General features: G+C 66.3%; 18 protein-coding genes. 11 read left to right on the plus strand and 7 right to left on the minus strand.

Features of this window, described 5'->3' with window-relative positions:
- Positions 1–90 precede the first annotated feature (90 nt).
- Entirely contained in the window at positions 91–984 is an 894-nt protein-coding gene (locus tag AYJ57_RS11090) for a LysR substrate-binding domain-containing protein (RefSeq protein ID WP_066104977.1), read from the plus strand.
- Positions 985–1,002: 18 nt separating this feature from the next.
- Here the strand turns inward: AYJ57_RS11090 and AYJ57_RS11095 are convergent, their stop codons facing one another.
- The 6 genes from AYJ57_RS11095 to AYJ57_RS11120 form a co-directional block, all read right to left on the minus strand.
- On the minus strand, positions 1,003–2,484 hold the full coding sequence (locus AYJ57_RS11095) for a carboxypeptidase M32 (RefSeq protein ID WP_066104983.1): 1,482 nt from the start codon (positions 2,482–2,484) through the stop codon (positions 1,003–1,005).
- Entirely contained in the window at positions 2,481–3,503 is a 1,023-nt protein-coding gene (locus tag AYJ57_RS11100; RefSeq protein ID WP_066104986.1) for an ABC transporter ATP-binding protein, read from the minus strand. Before AYJ57_RS11100 ends, AYJ57_RS11095 begins: the two co-directional genes overlap by 4 nt.
- Positions 3,500–4,465, minus strand: a complete 966-nt coding sequence (locus AYJ57_RS11105; protein ID WP_066104988.1) for an ABC transporter ATP-binding protein — start codon at positions 4,463–4,465, stop codon at positions 3,500–3,502. Before AYJ57_RS11105 ends, AYJ57_RS11100 begins: the two co-directional genes overlap by 4 nt.
- On the minus strand, positions 4,462–5,397 hold the full coding sequence (locus tag AYJ57_RS11110; protein ID WP_066104991.1) for an ABC transporter permease: 936 nt from the start codon (positions 5,395–5,397) through the stop codon (positions 4,462–4,464). The genes AYJ57_RS11105 and AYJ57_RS11110 overlap by 4 nt, the downstream gene beginning before the upstream one ends.
- Positions 5,397–6,371, minus strand: coding sequence for an ABC transporter permease (locus AYJ57_RS11115; protein ID WP_066104994.1), 975 nt, complete (start codon positions 6,369–6,371; stop codon positions 5,397–5,399). The genes AYJ57_RS11110 and AYJ57_RS11115 overlap by 1 nt, the downstream gene beginning before the upstream one ends.
- A 92-nt stretch (positions 6,372–6,463) precedes the next feature.
- A complete protein-coding gene (locus AYJ57_RS11120) occupies positions 6,464–8,035 on the minus strand; it encodes an ABC transporter substrate-binding protein (RefSeq protein WP_066104998.1) in 1,572 nt (523 codons plus the stop codon).
- 169 nt (positions 8,036–8,204) lie between these two features.
- Between AYJ57_RS11120 and AYJ57_RS11125 the strand changes: the two genes are divergently transcribed.
- From AYJ57_RS11125 to AYJ57_RS11150, 6 genes are read left to right on the plus strand one after another with little or no spacing between them, the layout of a single operon-like run.
- Positions 8,205–9,200 (plus strand): GntR family transcriptional regulator, encoded by a 996-nt coding sequence (locus AYJ57_RS11125; protein WP_066105001.1) that lies wholly within the window; start codon positions 8,205–8,207, stop codon positions 9,198–9,200.
- Position 9,201: 1 nt separating this feature from the next.
- The gene (locus tag AYJ57_RS11130) at positions 9,202–9,903 is read left to right on the plus strand and encodes a creatininase family protein (RefSeq protein ID WP_066105004.1); all 702 of its coding nucleotides are present in this window, start codon (positions 9,202–9,204) and stop codon (positions 9,901–9,903) included.
- A complete protein-coding gene (locus AYJ57_RS11135; protein ID WP_066105007.1) occupies positions 9,900–10,919 on the plus strand; it encodes a ketopantoate reductase family protein in 1,020 nt (339 codons plus the stop codon). Before AYJ57_RS11130 ends, AYJ57_RS11135 begins: the two co-directional genes overlap by 4 nt.
- Positions 10,910–11,662 carry an SDR family NAD(P)-dependent oxidoreductase gene (locus AYJ57_RS11140; RefSeq protein WP_066105009.1) on the plus strand — a complete coding sequence of 251 codons (753 nt, stop codon included), beginning with the start codon at positions 10,910–10,912 and terminating at the stop codon, positions 11,660–11,662. The genes AYJ57_RS11135 and AYJ57_RS11140 overlap by 10 nt, the downstream gene beginning before the upstream one ends.
- On the plus strand, positions 11,659–12,558 hold the full coding sequence (locus tag AYJ57_RS11145; protein ID WP_066105012.1) for a polysaccharide deacetylase family protein: 900 nt from the start codon (positions 11,659–11,661) through the stop codon (positions 12,556–12,558). The genes AYJ57_RS11140 and AYJ57_RS11145 overlap by 4 nt, the downstream gene beginning before the upstream one ends.
- Entirely contained in the window at positions 12,555–13,487 is a 933-nt protein-coding gene (locus AYJ57_RS11150; RefSeq protein WP_066105016.1) for an isoaspartyl peptidase/L-asparaginase family protein, read from the plus strand. Before AYJ57_RS11145 ends, AYJ57_RS11150 begins: the two co-directional genes overlap by 4 nt.
- A 20-nt stretch (positions 13,488–13,507) precedes the next feature.
- On the opposite strand, the gene AYJ57_RS11155 is transcribed toward AYJ57_RS11150, so the two are convergent.
- A complete protein-coding gene (locus AYJ57_RS11155; RefSeq protein ID WP_237220142.1) occupies positions 13,508–14,416 on the minus strand; it encodes a DMT family transporter in 909 nt (302 codons plus the stop codon).
- A 240-nt stretch (positions 14,417–14,656) separates the two neighbouring features.
- Here AYJ57_RS11155 and AYJ57_RS11160 point away from each other — a divergent pair, with 240 nt between their 5' ends.
- The 4 genes from AYJ57_RS11160 to AYJ57_RS11175 are packed head-to-tail and all read left to right on the plus strand — an operon-like array spanning position 14,657 to position 18,678.
- Positions 14,657–15,013, plus strand: coding sequence for a group I truncated hemoglobin (locus AYJ57_RS11160; protein ID WP_066105019.1), 357 nt, complete (start codon positions 14,657–14,659; stop codon positions 15,011–15,013).
- A gap of 4 nt (positions 15,014–15,017) precedes the next feature.
- A complete protein-coding gene (locus AYJ57_RS11165; protein ID WP_066105023.1) occupies positions 15,018–16,070 on the plus strand; it encodes an adenylate/guanylate cyclase domain-containing protein in 1,053 nt (350 codons plus the stop codon).
- 2 nt (positions 16,071–16,072) lie between these two features.
- Positions 16,073–17,983, plus strand: a complete 1,911-nt coding sequence (locus tag AYJ57_RS11170; RefSeq protein ID WP_066105026.1) for a hybrid sensor histidine kinase/response regulator — start codon at positions 16,073–16,075, stop codon at positions 17,981–17,983.
- Positions 17,980–18,678 (plus strand): response regulator, encoded by a 699-nt coding sequence (locus AYJ57_RS11175; protein WP_066105029.1) that lies wholly within the window; start codon positions 17,980–17,982, stop codon positions 18,676–18,678. Before AYJ57_RS11170 ends, AYJ57_RS11175 begins: the two co-directional genes overlap by 4 nt.
- The last annotated feature ends 45 nt before the right edge of the window (positions 18,679–18,723 follow it).

Here is an 18,723-nt window from a genome sequence, read left to right on the forward strand (position 1 = left end):
AAATATCTGTTTCGAGAGGCAGTTTCCTTGCATTGGTGCCCATAAATCAAATAACAAATACAGCGACCTTCATCCGGGAATGTTATAGCCATGCTGTCACAACGTGCGCTCGAAGCCTTCAAGACCGTTCTCGAAAGCGGCAGCGTCTCTGGCGCTGCCGAGATCATGAATGTCTCGCAGCCCGCGGTGAGCCGCCTGATCCGCGATCTCGAAGATCGGACGGGGCTGCAACTCTTCACCCGCTTCGGCGGCAAGATCGTTCCCACCCCCGAGGCGCGGGAGCTTGCGGTGGAGGTGGAGCGCTCGTTCGTGGGCCTCGCGACCATCGAGAAGACCGCGACCGAGATCCGTCAGGGTCGGCGCAGCACGGTCGCAGTTGCGGCGATGCCCGCACTGGCGCATTCGCTGCTGCCCGACGCGCTTGTCGATCTGCTGGTGAAGCGCCCGAATTTCCGCGTGCAGCTGCTCTCGATGCAAACCCACAACGTGGTGCGGCAGGTCGCCTCGCGCCAGAGCCAACTTGGGTTCACCTCACCGACGCGGCACGAGCATGATATCGACTTGGTGCGCACGGTGGAGCTGGAATACGTCTGTATCTTGCCGCCCGAGCACCCGCTCGGCGCCAAGGACCGCCTGCGGCTTGAGGATTTCGCCGGACAGTCGGTGGTCGGCTACAGCGAGAACACCGCCACGGGCGCCTTCCTGCAGCGCGAGTTCGGCAAGATGGTCAATGCGCCCGAGGTCATCGTGCAATCGCATCTGTCGACGCTGGTCTCGGCGCTGGTGCTGCGCGGTCTGGGCGTTTCGCTCGTCGATCCCTTCACCGCCCGTTCGCACGAGGCGCAGGGCGGTCTGGCGCGGCCCTTCGAGACCGACGCGCGCTTCAGGCTGGCGATCATCAGGCCGCGCGGCATGTCGCTGGGGCCGGATCTGGAGGCGCTGCTCGAGGTATTTGACGCTCAAGTCGCCCGCTACAGCGGTTGAGCGGCTTGCGCCCTGCGCTCAGCCGAACTTGCTTTGCAGATAGGCGATATAGGCGGTCGGGTCCGACGCCTCTTGCCCGAGCGCGCCCAGAAGTTCGGCGCGGCTGCGCCCGCGCCCGTGCCGCCAGACATGGGTTTCCAGCGCCGCGCGCAATGGTGCGGTCTCGCCTCGGGACAGCGCCGCGCCGACCTCTGGCTGCTGCGCGCGCAGGGCGCTCATGATCTGCGCCGCGGTGATATTGCCGATGGTGTAGGTCGGGAACGACCCGATGTAGCCTGACGACCAGTGGACATCCTGCAGACACCCCACACCGTCATGCGGAACCTCCACGCCAAGGTCGCTCCGCATCGCCTCGTTCCACGCTGCGGGAAGGTCGGCGACGGACAGAGCCCCCTCCATCAGCGCCATCTCCAGCCGCACGCGCAGCAAGATGTGGAAATCGTAGCACAACTCGTCCGCCTCGACGCGAATGAGCCCCGGCTCGACTCGGTTCACCGCGGCGACGAACTCTTCTTCAGTGACGTCCGAAAGCTGCTGGGGGAAATGGTCGCGCAATGTCCCGAAGTGGCGCGCCCAGAAGGCCGGGGACCGTCCAACGTGGTTTTCCAGCAGGCGCGACTGGCCTTCGTGCATGCCAAAGCTGGTGCCGCCCACCGCATAAAGCCCGATCATGTCGGTGGTCATCGCACTTCGGCTCAGCGCCGGATCGACACCCATCTCGTAGAGGGCATGACCGGTCTCGTGGATCGAGCCAAAGATCGCCATGGGCAGATAGTCTGTCGGCCAGCGCGAGGTGATGCGCACGTCGCTGCGGGTCATGGAGATCTCGAAGGGATGAACAGCGGTGTCGAGCCGCCCGCGCGTGAAGTCGTAGCCAAGCTCGGCGACCAGCGCGCGGCAGAAGGCCTGCTGCTGCGCCACCGGGTAGTCGCGGTAGAGGAAATCGGTGCGGGGGCGGGGCTTGCCGAGCGCGCGGTCGAGGATCGGCTTCTGCGCGGCGCGGAGCCGGTCGAAGAGGCTGCCAAGGCTGGCGGCGGTCTCGCCGGGTTCGAAGACATGCACCATGGGATCATAGGGGTGGCTGCCGAGCCCGCTGGCCGCCGAGACCTGCCGCGACAGGTCCAGCATTTGCTCCAGATAGGGCTGGAAGAGCGCGAAATCCCCGGCCGCGCGCGCTTCGGCCCAGACCGTGCCAGCGAGGGCCGATTGCTCGGCGAGACGGCGCAGCAGATCGGCAGGGATCGCGGCATGCCACGCGCGGGCCGCCAGCACCGCACGCGCCGAGGCGTCTTCGTCGGTCCCGAGCGCCGCCTGCGCGGCATCCTCCATCGCCGGGTCGAGGATCATCTCGCGCGCGATGCCCTTCAGCGTGGCGATCTGGTGGCCGCGGCTTTCGGCGCCGCCACGGGGCATCATCACCCTTGCGTCCCATTGCAGCGCATTCACGCTGCACAGCACATCGTTCAGCCGCGCGACGCGGGTGCTCAGTGTCGTGCTCATGCCGCCGCCTCGGCGGATCCCGTGCCGCCATCGTGCAGGTGGCAGGCCACCGAATGCGCCGCCTCCGGCTCGGTGAGGCGCGGGGTCTCGGCCTTGCAGCGCGGCCCGGCGAGCGGGCAGCGCGGGTGGAAGGCACAGCCCTTGGGCGGGTTCAGGGGCGAGGGAATTTCGCCCTTGATCGGATGGAACGACGCGCGCCCGGTGCCCAGCGTCGGCACCGAGGCAAAGAGCGCCTTGGTGTAGGGGTGCAGCGGCTGCGCGTAGATGCGCGCGGCGCTGGTCAGTTCGACCACCCGGCCAAGGTACATGATCGCCACCCGATCACAGACGTGGCGGACGACCGACAGATCGTGGCTGATGAAAAGCGCGGCCAGATCAAGCTCGCGCCGCAGGTCGAGGAAGAGGTTCAGCACCTGCGCCTGAATCGAGACATCGAGCGAGGCCACGGCTTCGTCCAGCACCAGCAGTTCCGGCTCCATCGCCAGCGCGCGGGCGATGGCGATGCGCTGGCGCTGCCCGCCCGAGAACTGGTGCGGCAGCCGTCCTGCATAGGCGCCCTCAAGCCCGACCTGTTCGAGCAGTTCCGACACCCGCGCACGCAGGCGCGCGGGCTCGACGATGCCGTGCACGCGCGGGCCTTCAGAGATGGTCTCGCCCACCTTCATGCGCGGGTTAAGACTGGCGAAGGGATCCTGATGGATCATCTGCACGCGGGTGGTCAGCTTCTCGATGCCGCGGTCGCTGCCCTTGCCCACCGGCTGGCCGTCAAGCGTGACAGCCCCTTCGGTGGGCGCATAGATGCCCGACACGATCCGCCCGAGGGTGGATTTGCCGCAGCCGGACTCGCCAACAACCCCCAGCACCTCGCCCCGTGCGACCTGCAGCGACACATCGGTGAGCGCATGCACGGTGCTTTCCGAACTGCGACCGGTGAGCCTGTCGATCCCGCGCCCAAGAAGGCCGGGCTTGCGACTGAACCGTTTCGAGACGTTTTCGATTTTCAGCAGCGCGTCGGTCATTGGGCCTCCAGCGGGTGATGGCACAGCACGCGGCGGCCATGGGTCTCATGCAGGGGCGGTGCGGTCGTGCAGGCTTCGGTGGCAAAGGCACAGCGCGGTCGGAACGGGCACCCCGAGGGCAGATTGGCAAGCTGCGGGGTGGAGCCGGGAATTTGCGGCAGCTTGCGGCCCGGCTCGTGCAGGCTTGGCACGCTTTCGATCAGGCCCCGCGTATAAGGATGGCGCGGCGCTTCGATTACCTGCTCGGCGGTGCCGCTCTCGACGATGCGGCCCGCGTACATCACCGCGATATCGTCGGCGAGCGAAGAGACCACCGCCAGATCATGCGTGACCCAGACGATCGCGGTGCCGGTCTCATCGGCAAGGCGGCGCACCTCGGCAAGGATCTGGCCTTGGATCGACACGTCGAGCGCCGTCGTGGGCTCGTCGGCGATAATCACCGCGGGCTGGTGCAGCAGCGCCATGGCGATGGCGACGCGCTGGCGCATGCCACCCGAAAGCTGATGGGGGTAGGCCTTCAGCCGCTCGGCAGGGGCGGGGATGCCCACCGTCTCGAGCGCCTGCCGCGCGCGGTCCCATGCGGCGCGTTTGCTCATCTTCTCGTGCACGCGCACAGCCATGGCCATCTGATCGCCGACCCGCAGCACCGGGTTCAGCGTCATCATCGGGTCCTGAAAGACCATCGAAACCTTGCTGCCGCGCATTTTGCGCATGGCGTCGGGTGGCAGGGCGCGCAAGTCCTGTCCCTCGACCAGCACCTGACCGCCGGTGACCTCGCCGGGGGCGTCGATCAGCCCGAGCACCGAAAAGCCGGTCACGCTCTTGCCCGAGCCGCTCTCGCCAACGAGGCCCATGATCCGGCCCGGCGCAACCGAGAAGCTCACATCGTTCACGGCGTTGACCGGGCCCTTGCGGGTATCGAAGCGCGTGGTCAGCCCGCGCACGTCCAGCGCGGCGCTCATCGTTGGCCTCGCGGGTCGAGCACGGTCCGCACCTGGTCTCCGACGAGGTTGATGGCAACCACGGTGATCATCAGGAAAATCCCCGGATAGATGGACAGCCAGTAGCGGTCCGAGTGGATGTATTTGAAGCCGTTCGAGATCAGCGAGCCCAGCGACGGTTCGGTCAGCGGCAGGCCTACGCCGAGGAAGGACAGTGTCGCCTCCAGCGCGATGGCGCTGGCGACCTGCACCGTGGCCACGACGATGAGCGGCGGCAGGACGTTCGGCAGCAGGTGGCGGAACAGCACGCGGCGCGTCGGCAGCGGGGTGGAGCGCGCGGCCTCGATGTAATCCTTGCTGCGCTCGACGGTGGCGGCGCCATGGGTGGTGCGGGCGAAATAGGCATATTGCGCCACCACCAGTGCGAGGATGATCTGCCCCACGCCCTGACCCAGCATCGCCACCAGCACCAACGCCAGCAGGATTGCCGGCATCGACAGTTGTAGATCGACGATGCGCATCAGCAGGCTCTCGATCCTGCCGCCGAAATAGGCGGCGGTGAGCCCGACGCAGATGCCGACCAGCAGCGCCAGCGCGCCTGCCGAGAGGCCGATAACAAAGCTGGTGCGCAGCCCGTAGAAGATTGCCGAGAGCATGTCGCGCCCGGCGTTGTCGGTGCCGAGCAGATGGGTGTAGCCGCCCGAGCCGGTCTCGCCGGGGTGCAGGAAGGCGTCCATCCAGTCGAGTGCGGCCATGTCATAGGGGTCCTGCGGCGAGACCAGCGGCGCGCCGAAGGAGACGAAGATCAGCGCGATGATCACCGCGAGCGAGGCCACGGCCACCGGCGAGCGCCGGTAGTCGGCCCAGAAGTTGCGCAGGCGCTGGGCGCGGGTTTCCACCTCGGCGCCGGGCCGGGCCAGCGCGGGGTTGGTGAGGGGGGCAGTGTCGGACATCAGGCGTTCCCCTTCAGGCGCACCCGCGGATCGAGGCGTGCGTAGACAAGATCGACCACGAGGTTGATCAGCACGAAGAGGATCACCACGAGGACGAGGTAGGTGACCATCACCGGACGGTCGAGTTGCAGGATCGAGTCGATGATCAGCTTGCCGACGCCGGGCCACGTGAAGACGCTTTCGGTCACCACGGCGAAGGCAAGGGTCGAGCCAAGCTCGAGCCCAAAAACCGTGACGATCGGGATCGAGATGTTGCGCAGCACGTGGCTGAAGACGATCTGCCGGTCGGGCAGGCCCTGCGCGCGGGCGAACTTCACGTAGTCGGTCTGCATCGCCTCGACCATGCCGGCGCGGGTGAGGCGGATCAGCAGGCCCATCTTGAAGAGCGACAGGTTGAGCGCGGGCATGATCACATGCGTCCAGCCATCGGCTGTGGCCAGCGAGGTGGGGATGCCGAAGAGGCTGCCAACATCGCCGCGCCCGCCCGAGGGCAGCCAGCCGAGGTTCACCGCGAACGCCATGATCAGCAGCATACCGATCCAGAAGGTCGGCACGGAAAAGCCCAGCACCGAAAGCGCCATGATCGCGCGGGCGGCGAGGCTGTCCGGTTTGTACCCCGCGTAGAGGCCCGCCGGGATGCCGATGAAGGTCGCGATGCAGACCGAGACGAAGACCAGCTCCAGCGTCGCGGGCAGGCGCGAGAACACGAGATCGACAACCGGAATATTGTAGACCATCGAGGTGCCAAGATCGCCTTGGGCGACATTGGCGAGGAAGGTGAAATACTGGCGCCACAGCGGCTGGTCGAGCCCGTATTGGGCGATCAGCTTGGCGCGGATTTCCTGCGTCGCGCCGGGGTCGATCAGCACGTCGATCGGGTTGCCGATGGCATAGACCCCGACGAAGACGATGATCGACATGGCAAAGACCACGACCACGGCCTGCGCAAGGCGCCTGACGAGATATCCTAGCATGTGGGCCTCTTGTCGGATGAGACGCGCGGCCGCCCAAGGCCGCCGCGCGCGTGAGGGTAATCAGGGTGCCCCGAGGGGCACCCGAAAGGGGATCACTCGACCGGTGTGATCTCATAGGCGCGGGTTTCCTGATCGACGCGCGGCGCGAAGCTCAGCGTGTCTTTGTCAGCAGCCCAGACCGTCTGCAGGATCACCGTCGGGATCAGCGCCCGGTCCTCCATCGCGATGTAAGACGCCTGCTCATAGAGCTTGCGGCGCTCTTCGGGGTCGAGCGTCTGCGCGCCCTCATCGAACACCTTGTCGAACTCGGGGTTGGAATAGCCGGTGCGGTTGAAGTTGCCGAAGCCCTTCTCTTCGTCCGGGGTGTGGGTCAGCGCGCCATAGGTATAGGCGGCCTCGCCGGTCAGCGTGCCCCATGCGGACATGGCCATCGTGTATTCCTTGCGCGCGGCGGCGGGGAAGAAGACCGTGCCGTTGAGCGCCTGCGCGTTCACCGTCAGGCCAAGGCGCGACCACATCTGCGCCAGCGCCTCGCAGACCACGGCGTCGCCGGGCACGCGGTTGTTGGTGCAGGTGAAATCGATTTCGAAGCCTTCGGGATAGCCAGCCTCTTCCAACAGAGCCTTGGCCTGCTCGATGTCATACTCACGCGCGCCAAGCTCGTCGGTGTAGCCAAAGAACCCTTCGGGCATCAGCTGGTTGGCGGGGGTGCCGAGGCCTTCGAGCACGACGTCGACCAGAACGTCGCGGTTGATCGCCAGATCGAGCGCCTTGCGCACGCGCACATCCTGCAGCGGGTTGCCGTCGACCGGCTCGCCGTTGATGGTGATCGGCTGCGGCTCTTCGTCGACGACCGAGGGTTGCACGTTGAGAATGTAGACCGAGTCGGAAATGAAGGTCTCGAGATCGGAGTCATTCTTCATCGCCAGATAGTCCGACGCGGGCACGTAGTTGATCAGGTCCACCTCACCCGAGCGCAGCGCCGCGACGCGGGCGGCATCGTCGGGGATCTCTTTGCGGATGACCTTCTCCCAGATCGGGGTTTCCGCCCAGTAGTCGTCGAATTTCTCGAGCACGAGATCGCCCTTGGGCTGCCACGAGACGAATTTGTAGGGGCCGGTGCCGATCGCCTTGGCGCCCGAGTTGAACTCTTCGTTGCGCGCTTCCATGCCGGTTTCCGACGGCACGACGAAGAGGCGGGTGAAGTCGTTCGGCAGGGCAGGCGCGATGCCCTTGGTGTGGATGCGCAGCGTGTAGTCGTCGATGACCTCAACGCTGTCGACGTATTTGGTGTAAAGCGTCATCGACATCGGGCCGGTGACCTCGGGGATGCGCTCGATCGAGAATTTCACGTCCTCGGCGGTGAAGTCAGTGCCATCGTGGAATTTCACGCCTTCGCGCAGTTTGAAATCCCAAGTGGTGTCGTCGACCGCTTCCCACGACAGGGCGAGGCCGGGCTTGAGCTGCAGGTTGTCATCCACGTCGACCAGCGTGTCGTAGATGTGGCGCAGCGCTTCGGCCTGACTGCCAAGCGTCGACCAATGCGGGTCAATGGAATCCGGACCGGCGCGCAGGCCGATCACCAGATCTTCGGCCATGGCCATTGGCGCAGCGGCCAGCAGCGCAAGCGCTGCGACGGCGGACTTTAGGGTCGCTCTCGTCATAATGTGAATTCCCTGTTGTGTTATCTTATGATGTCACACTGTCGGCGGATTCTGATACGGTCAAGGAAATGTTGTAACGAAATTCTGCGAGATTTGCGGCGCGCTTCAATTTTGGGCGGGCAAACATATAACACTTGGCAGGTTAAGTGTTCTAATGCATTGTCACGAAATGAGTGAAAAACAGGCACAGCTCGATCGGTCCCTTGAGCGGCTCGCGGAGGCGATCGACCGGGCATCTTCGGTATCAGTCTCCGTCCAGTTGCGCGGCGCGCTGGAGTTTGGAATCGCCTCGGGCGAGCTGCCCGCCGGGGCGCGATTGCCCTCTGTGCGGGTCATGGCGGCGCGTCTGGGCATATCGCCGGTCACCGTCAGTACTGTCTATGCCGCGCTGCAGGACGCGGGACATATCGAAGGCAGGGTGGGCTCTGGCACCTTCGTTGCGCCCGGCGCGTCGGTGGGCAATGCCGCGCATCTGCGCAAGCTCGACGATCTGATCGGCGAATTGCTCGCGGTGGGGCGGCAGTGCGGTTTCAGCGCCGCCGACATCGCCACGCGGGTCGCCTCGGCGCAAGGCCGGTCCCGCCGCCCGCTGCGCCTGCTGATGCTTGGCAATTTCCACGATGCGACCGAGGCTTATGCCGCCGCGCTGCGCCCAAAGCTGCGCGACGGTGATGAGATGAGCGTTGCAGTGCTGTCGGAGGTGCGCGCGGCGCTGCCGCAGGGCATCGACGTGGTGCTTGCACCGCGCACGCTGCTCAGCGCGGCCAGAGACCTGTTTCCGCAGGCCGAAGTCTGCGGGCTGACGCTGATCCCCGACGAGGCGACGCGGGTCGCGCTGGCCTCGCTGCCCTCTGACGCCCGCGTGGTCGGCTATTCCTATTTCCCCGAGTTCGTCACCATCATGAAGGCGGGCATCCGGCGCTTTGCGCCGCATGTGGCCGATGTCTCCATGGCGGTGCGCGGCGAGCCCGGAGCCGAGGCGCTGATCGCCGCGGCCAGCGTGCTCGTTTTCGCCACCGGGGCGGAATACGTGCAGGCCGATCTGGCGCCGGGCCAGGCCGCATTCGAGTATCGACATACCCCAGACAATCAATCCGTGAAGGCCGAGCTCCTCCCAGCTATCGAGGCCGTCCGTCTGCGTCTGGGCACACAGAAGGAAACGTGATGTGAAGATTTCCGAAAGCAATTGGTTCGAGGTTGAGAAATACCTCGAGACGGACGACCGCTGCGTGCTGCCGCTGGGCAGCACCGAGCAGCACGCCTATCTGAGCCTGTCGGTCGACTCGATCCTCTCCGAAAAGGTGGGGGCCGATGCCGCCGAACCTCTGGGCGTGCCGGTGTTTCCCGCGGTGGCCTATGGGCTGACGCCTTACTTCATGGCGTTTCCGGGCAGCGTGACGCTGAAGCTGTCGACCTATGCGGCGCTGCTGCGCGATATCCTCGACAGCCTCTACGCCACCGGCTTCCGCCGGATCCTGATCGTCAACGGCCATGGCGGCAACAGCCCCGTCCAGCCGGTCACCATGGAGTGGATGGAGGCCAACCCCGGTGCCCGCTGCCGGTTCCACGACTGGTGGCGCGCGCCCAAGACATGGGCCTGCGTGCAAGAGATCGACCCGGTCGCCAGCCACGCCAGCTGGATGGAGAACTTCCCGTGGACGCGCCTGCCGGGTCGTGACCTGCCCACTGAGCAAAAACCCTTCGTGCCCTTCGAGCGCCTGCGTGACCGCAACGCCGCTGGCGTGCGCGAGTTGATCGGCGACGGCAACTATGGCGGCGTCTATCAGAAACCCGAGGCCGACACGGACCGCCTTTGGGCCACCGCCGTGGCCGAGACCCGCGCGCTGCTCGAAGGGGATTGGGCATGAGCGATGATCCGATCCTGATCTGGGGGGCGGGGGCCATCGGCGGCATCATCGGTGCCTATCTCGCCCGCGCGGGACACGCCGTGCATATGGTCGATATCGTGCCCGAACATGTGGAGGCGATGCGCACCAGCGGTCTGCACATCGAAGGGCCGGTCGAGACCTTCACGCAGGTTCTGCCCGCCAGCACGCCTCAGGAACTGACCGGGCGCTACAGCCGCATCATCCTTGCGGTGAAGGCGCATATCACCGAGGCGGCGCTCGACATGCTGATCCCGCATCTGGCCGAGGGCGGCTATGTGGTCTCGGCGCAGAACGGCCTCAACGAGCGCACCATCGCGGCGCGCATCGGGGCCGAGAACACCGTGGGCTGCTTCGTCAATTACGGCGCCGACTGGCTAGAGCCAGGGCGCATCCTCTTCGGCAACCGTGCCGCCGTGGCCGTGGGCGAGCTTGACGGCCAGATCACCGACCGGGCGCGCGAGGTGCACGCGCTGCTCTCGGTTCTGGAACCAGAGGCGGTGCTCACCGACAACATCTGGGGCTATCTCTGGGGCAAGATGGGCTATGGATCGCTGCTGTTCTGCACGGCGCTGACGCCCGACAGCATGTCCGATGCCATGGCCCGTCCCGAGCACCGCGCGGTCTATGCGCGGCTTGGCCATGAGGTGATGACGCTGGCCGCCGCCGAGGGGGTCACGCCGCTTGGCTTCAACGGGTTCGACCCTGATGCCTTCCGCCGTGCCGGCCGTGCGGCAATCGACGCCTCGATGGACAAGATGGTGGCCCACAACCGCAAGACCGCCAAGACCCACTCGGGCATCTGGCGCGATCTGGCGGTGCGCAAGCGCCGCACCGAGGTGGATGCGCAGATCGGCATCATGGTCGAGCTGGGCCGGGCGCATGGCGTCGACGTCTCTGCCATCGCCCGTATGGTCGAGCTGATCCACGACATCGAAGAAGGGCGCCGTCCACAATCGGCGGAACTGGTCACGGAGATGCTGCCGATATGCACCTGAATTTCGAAGGAAAGACCGTCGCCGTCACCGGCGCGGCGCAGGGCATCGGCGCGGCCATCGCCCGACGTTTTGCGGCATCGGGCGCGACCGTGGCGGCGCTCGATATCGACATGGAGGGCATGGCGCCGCTCGAGGCCGAGGGGATCAGCCGTCACGCCGCAGATCTCGGCAGCCGGGAGAGTGCCGCCGCCGCCGTCGAGGCGGTGCTCGCGCAGCATGGAAAGATCGACGTACTGGTCACCTCTGCGGGCGGGGTGCGCGGACAGGTCGGCCGCCCCATCGACGAGATCGGCGAAAAGGATTGGCACGCGATCTTTGGCGCCAATGTCGACGCGGCCATGTGGTGCGCGCAGGCGGTTGTGCCGGGAATGCGGGCGCGCGGCGGCGGGCGGATCATCACCATCTCTTCGGGCGCGGGGCTGCGCCCCAGCCTCACCGGCATTCAGGCCTATGCCTCGGCGAAACACGCGCTGGTCGGGCTGACCCGGCAACTGGCGCTGGAACTGGGGCCGCAGGGGATCACCGTCAATTCGGTGGCGCCGGGCTTTGTCCTCTCCAACCCTTCGACCGAGAAACAGTGGGACGCCTTTGGCCAAGAGCGCCAGAAGACCGTGCTGAACGCAATTCACACCCGGCGCCTAGGGCGCCCGGACGACATCGCCAGCGCGGTGGCCTTTCTGGCCTCGGACGCGGCGGAATGGATCAGCGGACAGGTGCTGTCCGTAGACGGAGGTCACGCATGAGCGAGCCGTATGAATGGGAAGAAGCGCAGTGGCGCGGCATGGTCGAGCAGGTGCGCGCCGGGCGCAGCCTGTTGCCGGAGCGCTGGCCGGGCGGCGCGCGCTGCGCTGTGGCACTGAGCTTTGACAGCGACCATGAAACCAATGAGTTGCGCGATGGCGGCACCTCGATCGCCCGGCTCGGATGGGGCGAATACGGCACCCGTCGCGGCATCCCGCGGATCAAGAAGGTGCTCGACCGCTTCGACGTGAAGGCCAGTTTCTTCGTGCCCGCGGTGGCGGCGCTGCTGCATCCCGAAGAGCAGCGCATGTTGGCGCAGGAGGGCCATGAGATCGGCCTGCACGGCTGGATCCACGAGCGCAACACGCTGGTCCCGCCCGAAGCCGAGCGCGATCTCATGCTGCGCTCTGCCGACACGCTCGAGCAGATCACCGGCACGCGCCCGGTGGGGATGCGCACGCCTTCTTGGGACTATTCCGCCGTGACGCTGAAGATCGCGCGCGAGATGGGGCTGCTCTATGACAGCTCGCTGTTCAACGATGACGATCCCTTCGAGATCCTCGACGACGGCGAGCCGACGGGCATTGTGGAGCTGCCAGTGGAATGGATCCGTGATGATGCGGTCTACTTCATGATGAACCGCTTTGGTCCGCACCGGCCCTATACGCCGCCGACCGACGTGCTCGACATTTTCCGCCGCGAGTTCGATGGGGCTTATGCCGAGGGTGGGCTGTTCCTGCTGACCATGCATCCGCATGTGACCGGCTACCGCTCGCGCATTTTCATTCTCGAGCAATTGCTCGAGCACATCACCGCCAAGGGCGATTGCTGGATCGCCCCGCATGCCGAGATCGCCCGCTACTGCGCCGAACAGGCCGGGCTGAAAGGAACGTCATGAGCACCTATTCGCTTGCCATCCATGGGGGCGCCGGAACCATCCTGCGCACGCAGATGACACCCGAGAAGGAAGCGGCCTATAAGGCCGGTCTGGCCCGCGCCGTGGCCGCTGGCGAAGACGTGCTGCGGCAGGACGGCACGGCGATGGACGCGGTGACCGCCGCGGTCTGCGCGCTGGAGGATGAGCCGCTGTTCAACGCCGGGCGCGGCGCGGTCTTCACCACCGAGGGCGCGCAGGAGATGGACGCTTGCGTCATGGACGGGCGCGACCGCAGCGCCGGGGCGGTGGCCGGTATCTTCGGCCCGCGCAACCCGGTGCGCGTGGCGCGCGCGGTGATGGAGAGAACCCCGCATGTGCTGTTGATCGGCCCTATGGCGCTGCAGATCGCCCGCGATGCCGGGCTGCCCTTTGAAGAGCGCGACTATTTCTTCACGCAGGCGCGCTGGGACGCGCTGCAGGAGACGATGGAGATGCGCCGCAAAGGGCAGGAAAGCGACGATCCCGCCCGCCGCCACGGCACCGTCGGCGCTGTCGCGCGGGACCGGGCGGGCAATCTCGCTGCCGCCACCTCGACCGGCGGCATGACCGCGAAACTGCCGGGGCGGGTGGGGGACACGCCGCTGCCGGGGGCCGGGACCTTCGCCGAGAACGCCACCTGCGCGGTGTCGGGCACCGGCCATGGCGAGGTCTTCATCCGCTATACCGCTGGCAGCGAGATCGCCGCGCGGATGCGTTTTCTTGGCCAGTCGCTCGACGAGGCAGCGCAGCATGTGGTGATGAAGGACCTGCATGATCACGACGGTTCTGGCGGGGTGATCGCCATCGCCCATGACGGGTCGATCTCGATGCCTTTCAATTGCGAGGGCATGTACCGCGGCTCGGTGCGCGAAGGCGAAGCACCGCAGGTCGCGATCTACCGCGACGCCTGAGCCCCGGACCTGCGGCCCGTTCAAACAAAATGGCTGGCCCGGCGCTGCCGGACCGGCCAGACCTCCAGCACTCCGGCGACCAGCACCAGCCCGCCGCCCAGCAGTTCCAGCGCGGCCAGATGCTCTCCGGCCAGCGCCGCTGCCGAGACCGCGCCGACGAGCACTTCCGACATCAGCAGAATGCCCACCCGCGCCGGTTCCAGCCGCACCGTGGCCCACATCAGCGCAGCGACCGACAGCGCCCACCAGATCGCACCACTCGCGGCGGCCACCCCGAGGAGGGGCGCGAGCGAGAGCCCCTCAGCGGCTGGCAGCGGCTCCAGAACCGGTGCCAGCACAAAAGCGCAGACCATCGCTCCGGCGGCGAAGACGAAGGCGGACTCTCCCGGTGCCAGATCGGATTTCGAGCGGATGCCGGTGGTTGCGACCGACCACAGCAGCCCGGCCAGCAGCGCCATCCATTCGCCGATGCTGCGCGGGATCGGTGCCGATCCGTCGGCGCTGAGCATCACCGTAAGCCCGGCCAGCCCCACGAGGATCGCAACGATGCGCATGCGCGGGGTGTGCCAGCCCATCACGTAGCGCCCGATCAGCGTGCTCCAGACCGGCGTGAGGAAATAGAGCAGGATGATGATTGCCACCCGCCCGTAGACAAAGGCCACCGAATAGAGCGCGAAGGCGGCACCGCCGAGCGCGACCGACGCCAGCGCCACCGGACCCGCACGGCGCAGGGCACCGCGTCGCGCGACCGCGAGCGGCAGCAGCACGATCACCGCCGCTACGGTGATCGCTGCGGTCCCCCAAGCGCCGGGCAGTCCCATGTCGCTAAGCGCGCGGACAGGCAGCCAGTAGAAGCCCCAGAAGGCACCGGTGGCCAGTACGATTGCAGAAGCGAAAAAGGTGATACGCGCGTCGGTCATGGTGGTCATGGGGCAGCAGTATCTGCGCCCAGACCCGGACGCAACGTCAGCGCAGGCGGCCTCTAATGAAACAATCGAAACACAAGCCGCCGGGTCGCGACACATGCCGGAAACCTTTGCCCGCAAGGCTGAATATCCGCCCCCGGATGAAATCCTTGCCACAGAGGTGCAAGATCCCGCATGTTTATAGGAGATTTCAAAACAGAGAATTTTCACGCCGTGAGGGGCTTTGCCCCGGGGGAGGTGGCGATGGAGAAATCCCTTTTCGAAAAGTATGGCGGCTTTTCCGTCGTCAGCAAGATCGTCCTCGACCTCTACGACCGGCTTCTCGACGATGACGACGTCGGCCCGTTCTTCGATGAGATCGACATGGCGCGCATCGTCGACCACCAGACCAAATTCGTCTCGTCGCTGATGGGTGGTCCGGCGTCCTACACCGACGAGCAAATCCGCCGGATGCACAGGCATCTCGATATCCAGCAGGCCCATTTCGACAAGCTGCAGGGGCTGCTGCGCGCCACGCTCGCCGACCACGGCGTCGCCCCCGAGGATCAGGAGATCATCCTTGGCGCCTTCGAGGCGCGGCGCGGACTGGTGACGGAGTAGGCCCATGACCATCGCCGCGATCAACGAACAGCTGCTCAGGGCCATCGGGGTCGGGGTGGCGCTGCTCGATCTCGAGACGCTGCGGCTGCGCTTTTGCAACGACACCTTCCGCGGCTGGTTCGGCGAGATGGAGATCGGAAGCAATCTGCTCGACAACTTTCAGGACTTCGACACCGAGACGCTGCGCGCGGCGCTAAACGCCGAGGGCCGACACGCCACCGAGACCACCTTTCGCCTGCGCCGCCGCACGATGACCGTGGCGATGGATTTCAATCGCGCGCTCGACGAGGAAGAGCCGATCGTGGTGCTGGTGTGCCAGAACATCTCGCGCATCAAAGAGCTGGAGTCGATGATCGACAGCTACTCGGTGATGGTCGAGCGCAACACCCGCGAGATCAAGCGCGAGAAGGAGCAGGTCGAGAAACTGCTGCTCAACATGATGCCGCGCTCGGTCTATGAGGAATACAAGACCTTCGGTATCGTCACGCCCCGGCTTTACGATCCGGTTTCGGTGGTCTGTATCGACTTCATCGGCTTTGCCGAGATGGTCACCGCCCATGAGCCCGCGGTAATCGTGTCGGAACTCAATGACATCTACACCGCCTTCGACCGGATCGGAGAGCAGTTCGGCTGTGCCCGGATCCGAGCGGTGGGCGATCTCTACATCGGTGTCGCGGGCATGCCCGATCCCACCGAGGACCACGCGCAGGCGGCGGCCAATGCGGCGATCCGCTTCATGCGCTACCTGCACCAGCGCAACGCCAGCCACCCGATCCAGTGGAGTTGCCGCGTCGGCATCGCCTCGGGGCCGGTGGTGGGCTCTGTGGTGGGGGTACAGAAATACATCTACGACGTCTTCGGCCCGGCGGTGATCTACGCCAGCCGCCTGCGCTACATGGCCGAGCCGATGACGATCACCGGCAATGGTGCCGCGACGCAGAGCCTCGATGACCAGTTCACCGCCTCGGAGGTGGGGCGGCTGGCGCTCTCGGATGAGATCGAAGAGCTGGTGTTCCGCATAGAGGCCGAGCAGATGCGCGCGGCGCAGGGCGGCTGATCATGGCGGTGCGTTTCGATCCCTCGATGCCGGAGGCGGGCGCAGGCCCGGACCGGCAGCCTTCGGACATGCTCGAAGAGGTGATCGACGCGCTGTCCGAGGGGCTCGCGATCTTCGACGAAAACGCCGTGCTCCTGCGCTTCAACTCGGGCTTTCACGAGATGAACCCGGCGCTCTCGGGGCTGCTCGAGCCGGGGCTGGACTGGGCGCTTTTGCTGCGCGAATGGGCGGCGCGCGGCGGGCTCACCGCCGAGGACGCCGAGCGGCTCAGCTTCATGGAGGCGCGGCTGGCCGGCGGCGACTGGATGGTCACGCCGCTGGAGCTCGAGAGCGGCGACCGGGTGTTCGAGCTACTGCTGCGCAGCACCGCTGCGGGCGGCTTCGTTCTGGTGCAGACGGATGTCACCGAGCATCACGCCTTCGAAGAGGCCGAGCGCGCCGCCGATCAGCTGGTGCGCAAGGTGCTCGAGAACTGCCCGGCCAATATCATCATGTCGCGCGTCGGCGACGGCGAGGTGATCTACCGCTCGCCCGCCGCGACCGAGCTTCTGGGCAACGCCCCGCACACCCATGCGCATTTCGCCTCGCGCGCCGAGCGGGCCGATTTCATCACCGCCGTGCTGCCCGACGGGCGGGTGGACGACATGCCGGTGACCGGCGTCCGCGCCAGCGGCACGCGCTTTCCCAGCCTCGTCTCGGCACGGCTGATCCAATACCGCGGCGAGGATGTGCTGGTGTCCTCCACCGTCGATGTCTCGAAGGAGGTGGACCTGCGCCGCCGCCTTGCCGAACAGCGTGAACAGATTTTTCAGGCCGAAAAGATGTCGGCGCTGGGTGAGCTGCTTGCTGGTGTGGCGCATGAGCTGAACAATCCGCTTTCGGTGGTCGTCGGCCACGCGCTGATGCTGCGCGACGAGGATATCTCGGACGACGTGCGGCGCCGGGTCGAGAAGATTTCCGAGGCCGCCGAGCGCTGCGCCCGCATCGTGAAATCCTTCCTCGCCATGGCCCGGCAGCAGCCCGCGCGGCTGGTGCCGATGGATATGGCCGAGACGGCGCAGATGGCGGTCGACGCGCTGCGCAACGGGGCCGACGGTCTTGCGACGCGGGTTGAGGTCGAGATCGCGCCGGACCTGCCCAAGGTGCGCGGCGATGCGCATCAGGTCTCGCAACTGGTGATCAACCTCGTGACCAACGCAGATCAGGCGATCGAGGAAAGCGGGATCGGCGATCTGATCCGCGTGACGCTGAGCCATGATCCGGGGGCGCAGATGGTCGAATTGCGCGTGGCCGACAATGGGCCGGGCATTCCCAAGGACATCCGCAGCCGCATCTTCGATCCGCTCTTCACCACCAAGCCGGTGGGGTCGGGCACGGGGATCGGGCTGGCGCTCTGTCACCGGATCGCCACTGCCCACGCCGGGCAGATCAAGCTCGTCGAAGGCGGGCAGGGGGCGACGCTGGTCGTGCGGCTGCCGTCCACCGAGGCCGAGAGCGCCGGAGCGGGCGAGGGCCCGCGCGCCGCGCCTGCCGAGGCGCGTGGCGCGGTGCTTGTGGTCGATGACGAGCCCGACGTTTCTGACCTCATCCGCGAGATCTTGCTGCGCGATGGTTTCGACGTGGAGGTGGCGGGCACCGCCGAAGCCGCGCTGGAAAAGCTCGAGACGCGCGAGTTCGCGCTGATCCTGAGCGATCTCAATATGCCCGGCCTTGGCGGGCGGGGGTTCTACGAGCGGCTGATGCGCGACCGTCCCGGACAGGCGCGCCGCATGGGCTTTGTCACCGGCGACACGATGAGCCCGCAGGCCCGCGGCTTTCTCGACGGCGCAGGGCGGCCCTTCCTCGAAAAGCCCATCGCCCCTGACGAGTTGCGACGGCTGGCCCGCGCCATGCTCGAGGGGGGCGAAGGATGAGCGATCACATCCTCATTTGCGACGACGAGCGGGACTTGCGCGAAATGCTTGCCGAGTATCTTGGCAAACATGGGTTTCGCACCACGCTCGCCGGGGGCGCCGACGACCTGCGCACCAGCCTTGCGGGCGCGCGCCCGGATCTCATCCTGCTCGACATCAATATGCCCGGCGAGGACGGGCTATCGGTGCTGCGCAGCCTGCAGGGGCCCGAAGCGCCGATGGTGATCATGCTGACCGCGGCGGGCGATGTGATTGACCGGGTGGTGGGGCTGGAGATGGGCGCCGACGATTATCTCGCAAAACCGGTCGATCTGCGCGAGTTGGTCTCGCGCATCCGGGCGGTGCTGCGGCGGCGGCTCAGCGCGCCCGCCGAGGCCCCGCAAGAGCGCAGCCGCTTCCGCTTTGGCAAGGCGTGGCTCGATCTTGAGGCCGCCAAGCTCTTTGACGAAGACGGTGCCGAGATGCCGCTGACGGCGATGGAGTTCAACCTGCTGAAGCTTTTCGCGCGCAACCGGGGGCGCGTTCTGAACCGCGACCAGATCCTCGAAGGGGCGCATGACCGGGCATGGGATCCCTTCGATCGCTCGATCGACATTCGCATCTCGCGCATCCGCAAGAAGATCGAGGTGAACCCCGCCAAGCCCGAGGTGATCCGCACCGTACGCGGCATCGGATATATCTACGATCCGGGCTGAAACCTTTGAAACACGCGCCTGCATGTGGGGACATGGGCGCGAAAC

It is taken from the genome of Salipiger sp. CCB-MM3 (genome assembly GCF_001687105.1).
Lineage (GTDB): Bacteria > Pseudomonadota > Alphaproteobacteria > Rhodobacterales > Rhodobacteraceae > Salipiger.

What these genes read in the sequence shown, in the direction of transcription:
- AYJ57_RS11090 (WP_066104977.1), top strand. Translation starts at nt 91, where the DNA reads ATGCTGTCACAACGTGCGCTCGAAGCCTTCAAGACCGTTCTCGAAAGC.
- AYJ57_RS11095 (WP_066104983.1), bottom strand. Translation starts at nt 2,484, where the DNA reads ATGAGCACGACACTGAGCACCCGCGTCGCGCGGCTGAACGATGTGCTG.
- AYJ57_RS11100 (WP_066104986.1), bottom strand. Translation starts at nt 3,503, where the DNA reads ATGACCGACGCGCTGCTGAAAATCGAAAACGTCTCGAAACGGTTCAGT.
- AYJ57_RS11105 (WP_066104988.1), bottom strand. Translation starts at nt 4,465, where the DNA reads ATGAGCGCCGCGCTGGACGTGCGCGGGCTGACCACGCGCTTCGATACC.
- AYJ57_RS11110 (WP_066104991.1), bottom strand. Translation starts at nt 5,397, where the DNA reads ATGTCCGACACTGCCCCCCTCACCAACCCCGCGCTGGCCCGGCCCGGC.
- AYJ57_RS11115 (WP_066104994.1), bottom strand. Translation starts at nt 6,371, where the DNA reads ATGCTAGGATATCTCGTCAGGCGCCTTGCGCAGGCCGTGGTCGTGGTC.
- AYJ57_RS11120 (WP_066104998.1), bottom strand. Translation starts at nt 8,035, where the DNA reads ATGACGAGAGCGACCCTAAAGTCCGCCGTCGCAGCGCTTGCGCTGCTG.
- AYJ57_RS11125 (WP_066105001.1), top strand. Translation starts at nt 8,205, where the DNA reads ATGAGTGAAAAACAGGCACAGCTCGATCGGTCCCTTGAGCGGCTCGCG.
- AYJ57_RS11135 (WP_066105007.1), top strand. Translation starts at nt 9,900, where the DNA reads ATGAGCGATGATCCGATCCTGATCTGGGGGGCGGGGGCCATCGGCGGC.
- AYJ57_RS11140 (WP_066105009.1), top strand. Translation starts at nt 10,910, where the DNA reads ATGCACCTGAATTTCGAAGGAAAGACCGTCGCCGTCACCGGCGCGGCG.
- AYJ57_RS11145 (WP_066105012.1), top strand. Translation starts at nt 11,659, where the DNA reads ATGAGCGAGCCGTATGAATGGGAAGAAGCGCAGTGGCGCGGCATGGTC.
- AYJ57_RS11150 (WP_066105016.1), top strand. Translation starts at nt 12,555, where the DNA reads ATGAGCACCTATTCGCTTGCCATCCATGGGGGCGCCGGAACCATCCTG.
- AYJ57_RS11155 (WP_237220142.1), bottom strand. Translation starts at nt 14,416, where the DNA reads ATGACCACCATGACCGACGCGCGTATCACCTTTTTCGCTTCTGCAATC.
- AYJ57_RS11160 (WP_066105019.1), top strand. Translation starts at nt 14,657, where the DNA reads ATGGAGAAATCCCTTTTCGAAAAGTATGGCGGCTTTTCCGTCGTCAGC.
- AYJ57_RS11165 (WP_066105023.1), top strand. Translation starts at nt 15,018, where the DNA reads ATGACCATCGCCGCGATCAACGAACAGCTGCTCAGGGCCATCGGGGTC.
- AYJ57_RS11170 (WP_066105026.1), top strand. Translation starts at nt 16,073, where the DNA reads ATGGCGGTGCGTTTCGATCCCTCGATGCCGGAGGCGGGCGCAGGCCCG.
- AYJ57_RS11175 (WP_066105029.1), top strand. Translation starts at nt 17,980, where the DNA reads ATGAGCGATCACATCCTCATTTGCGACGACGAGCGGGACTTGCGCGAA.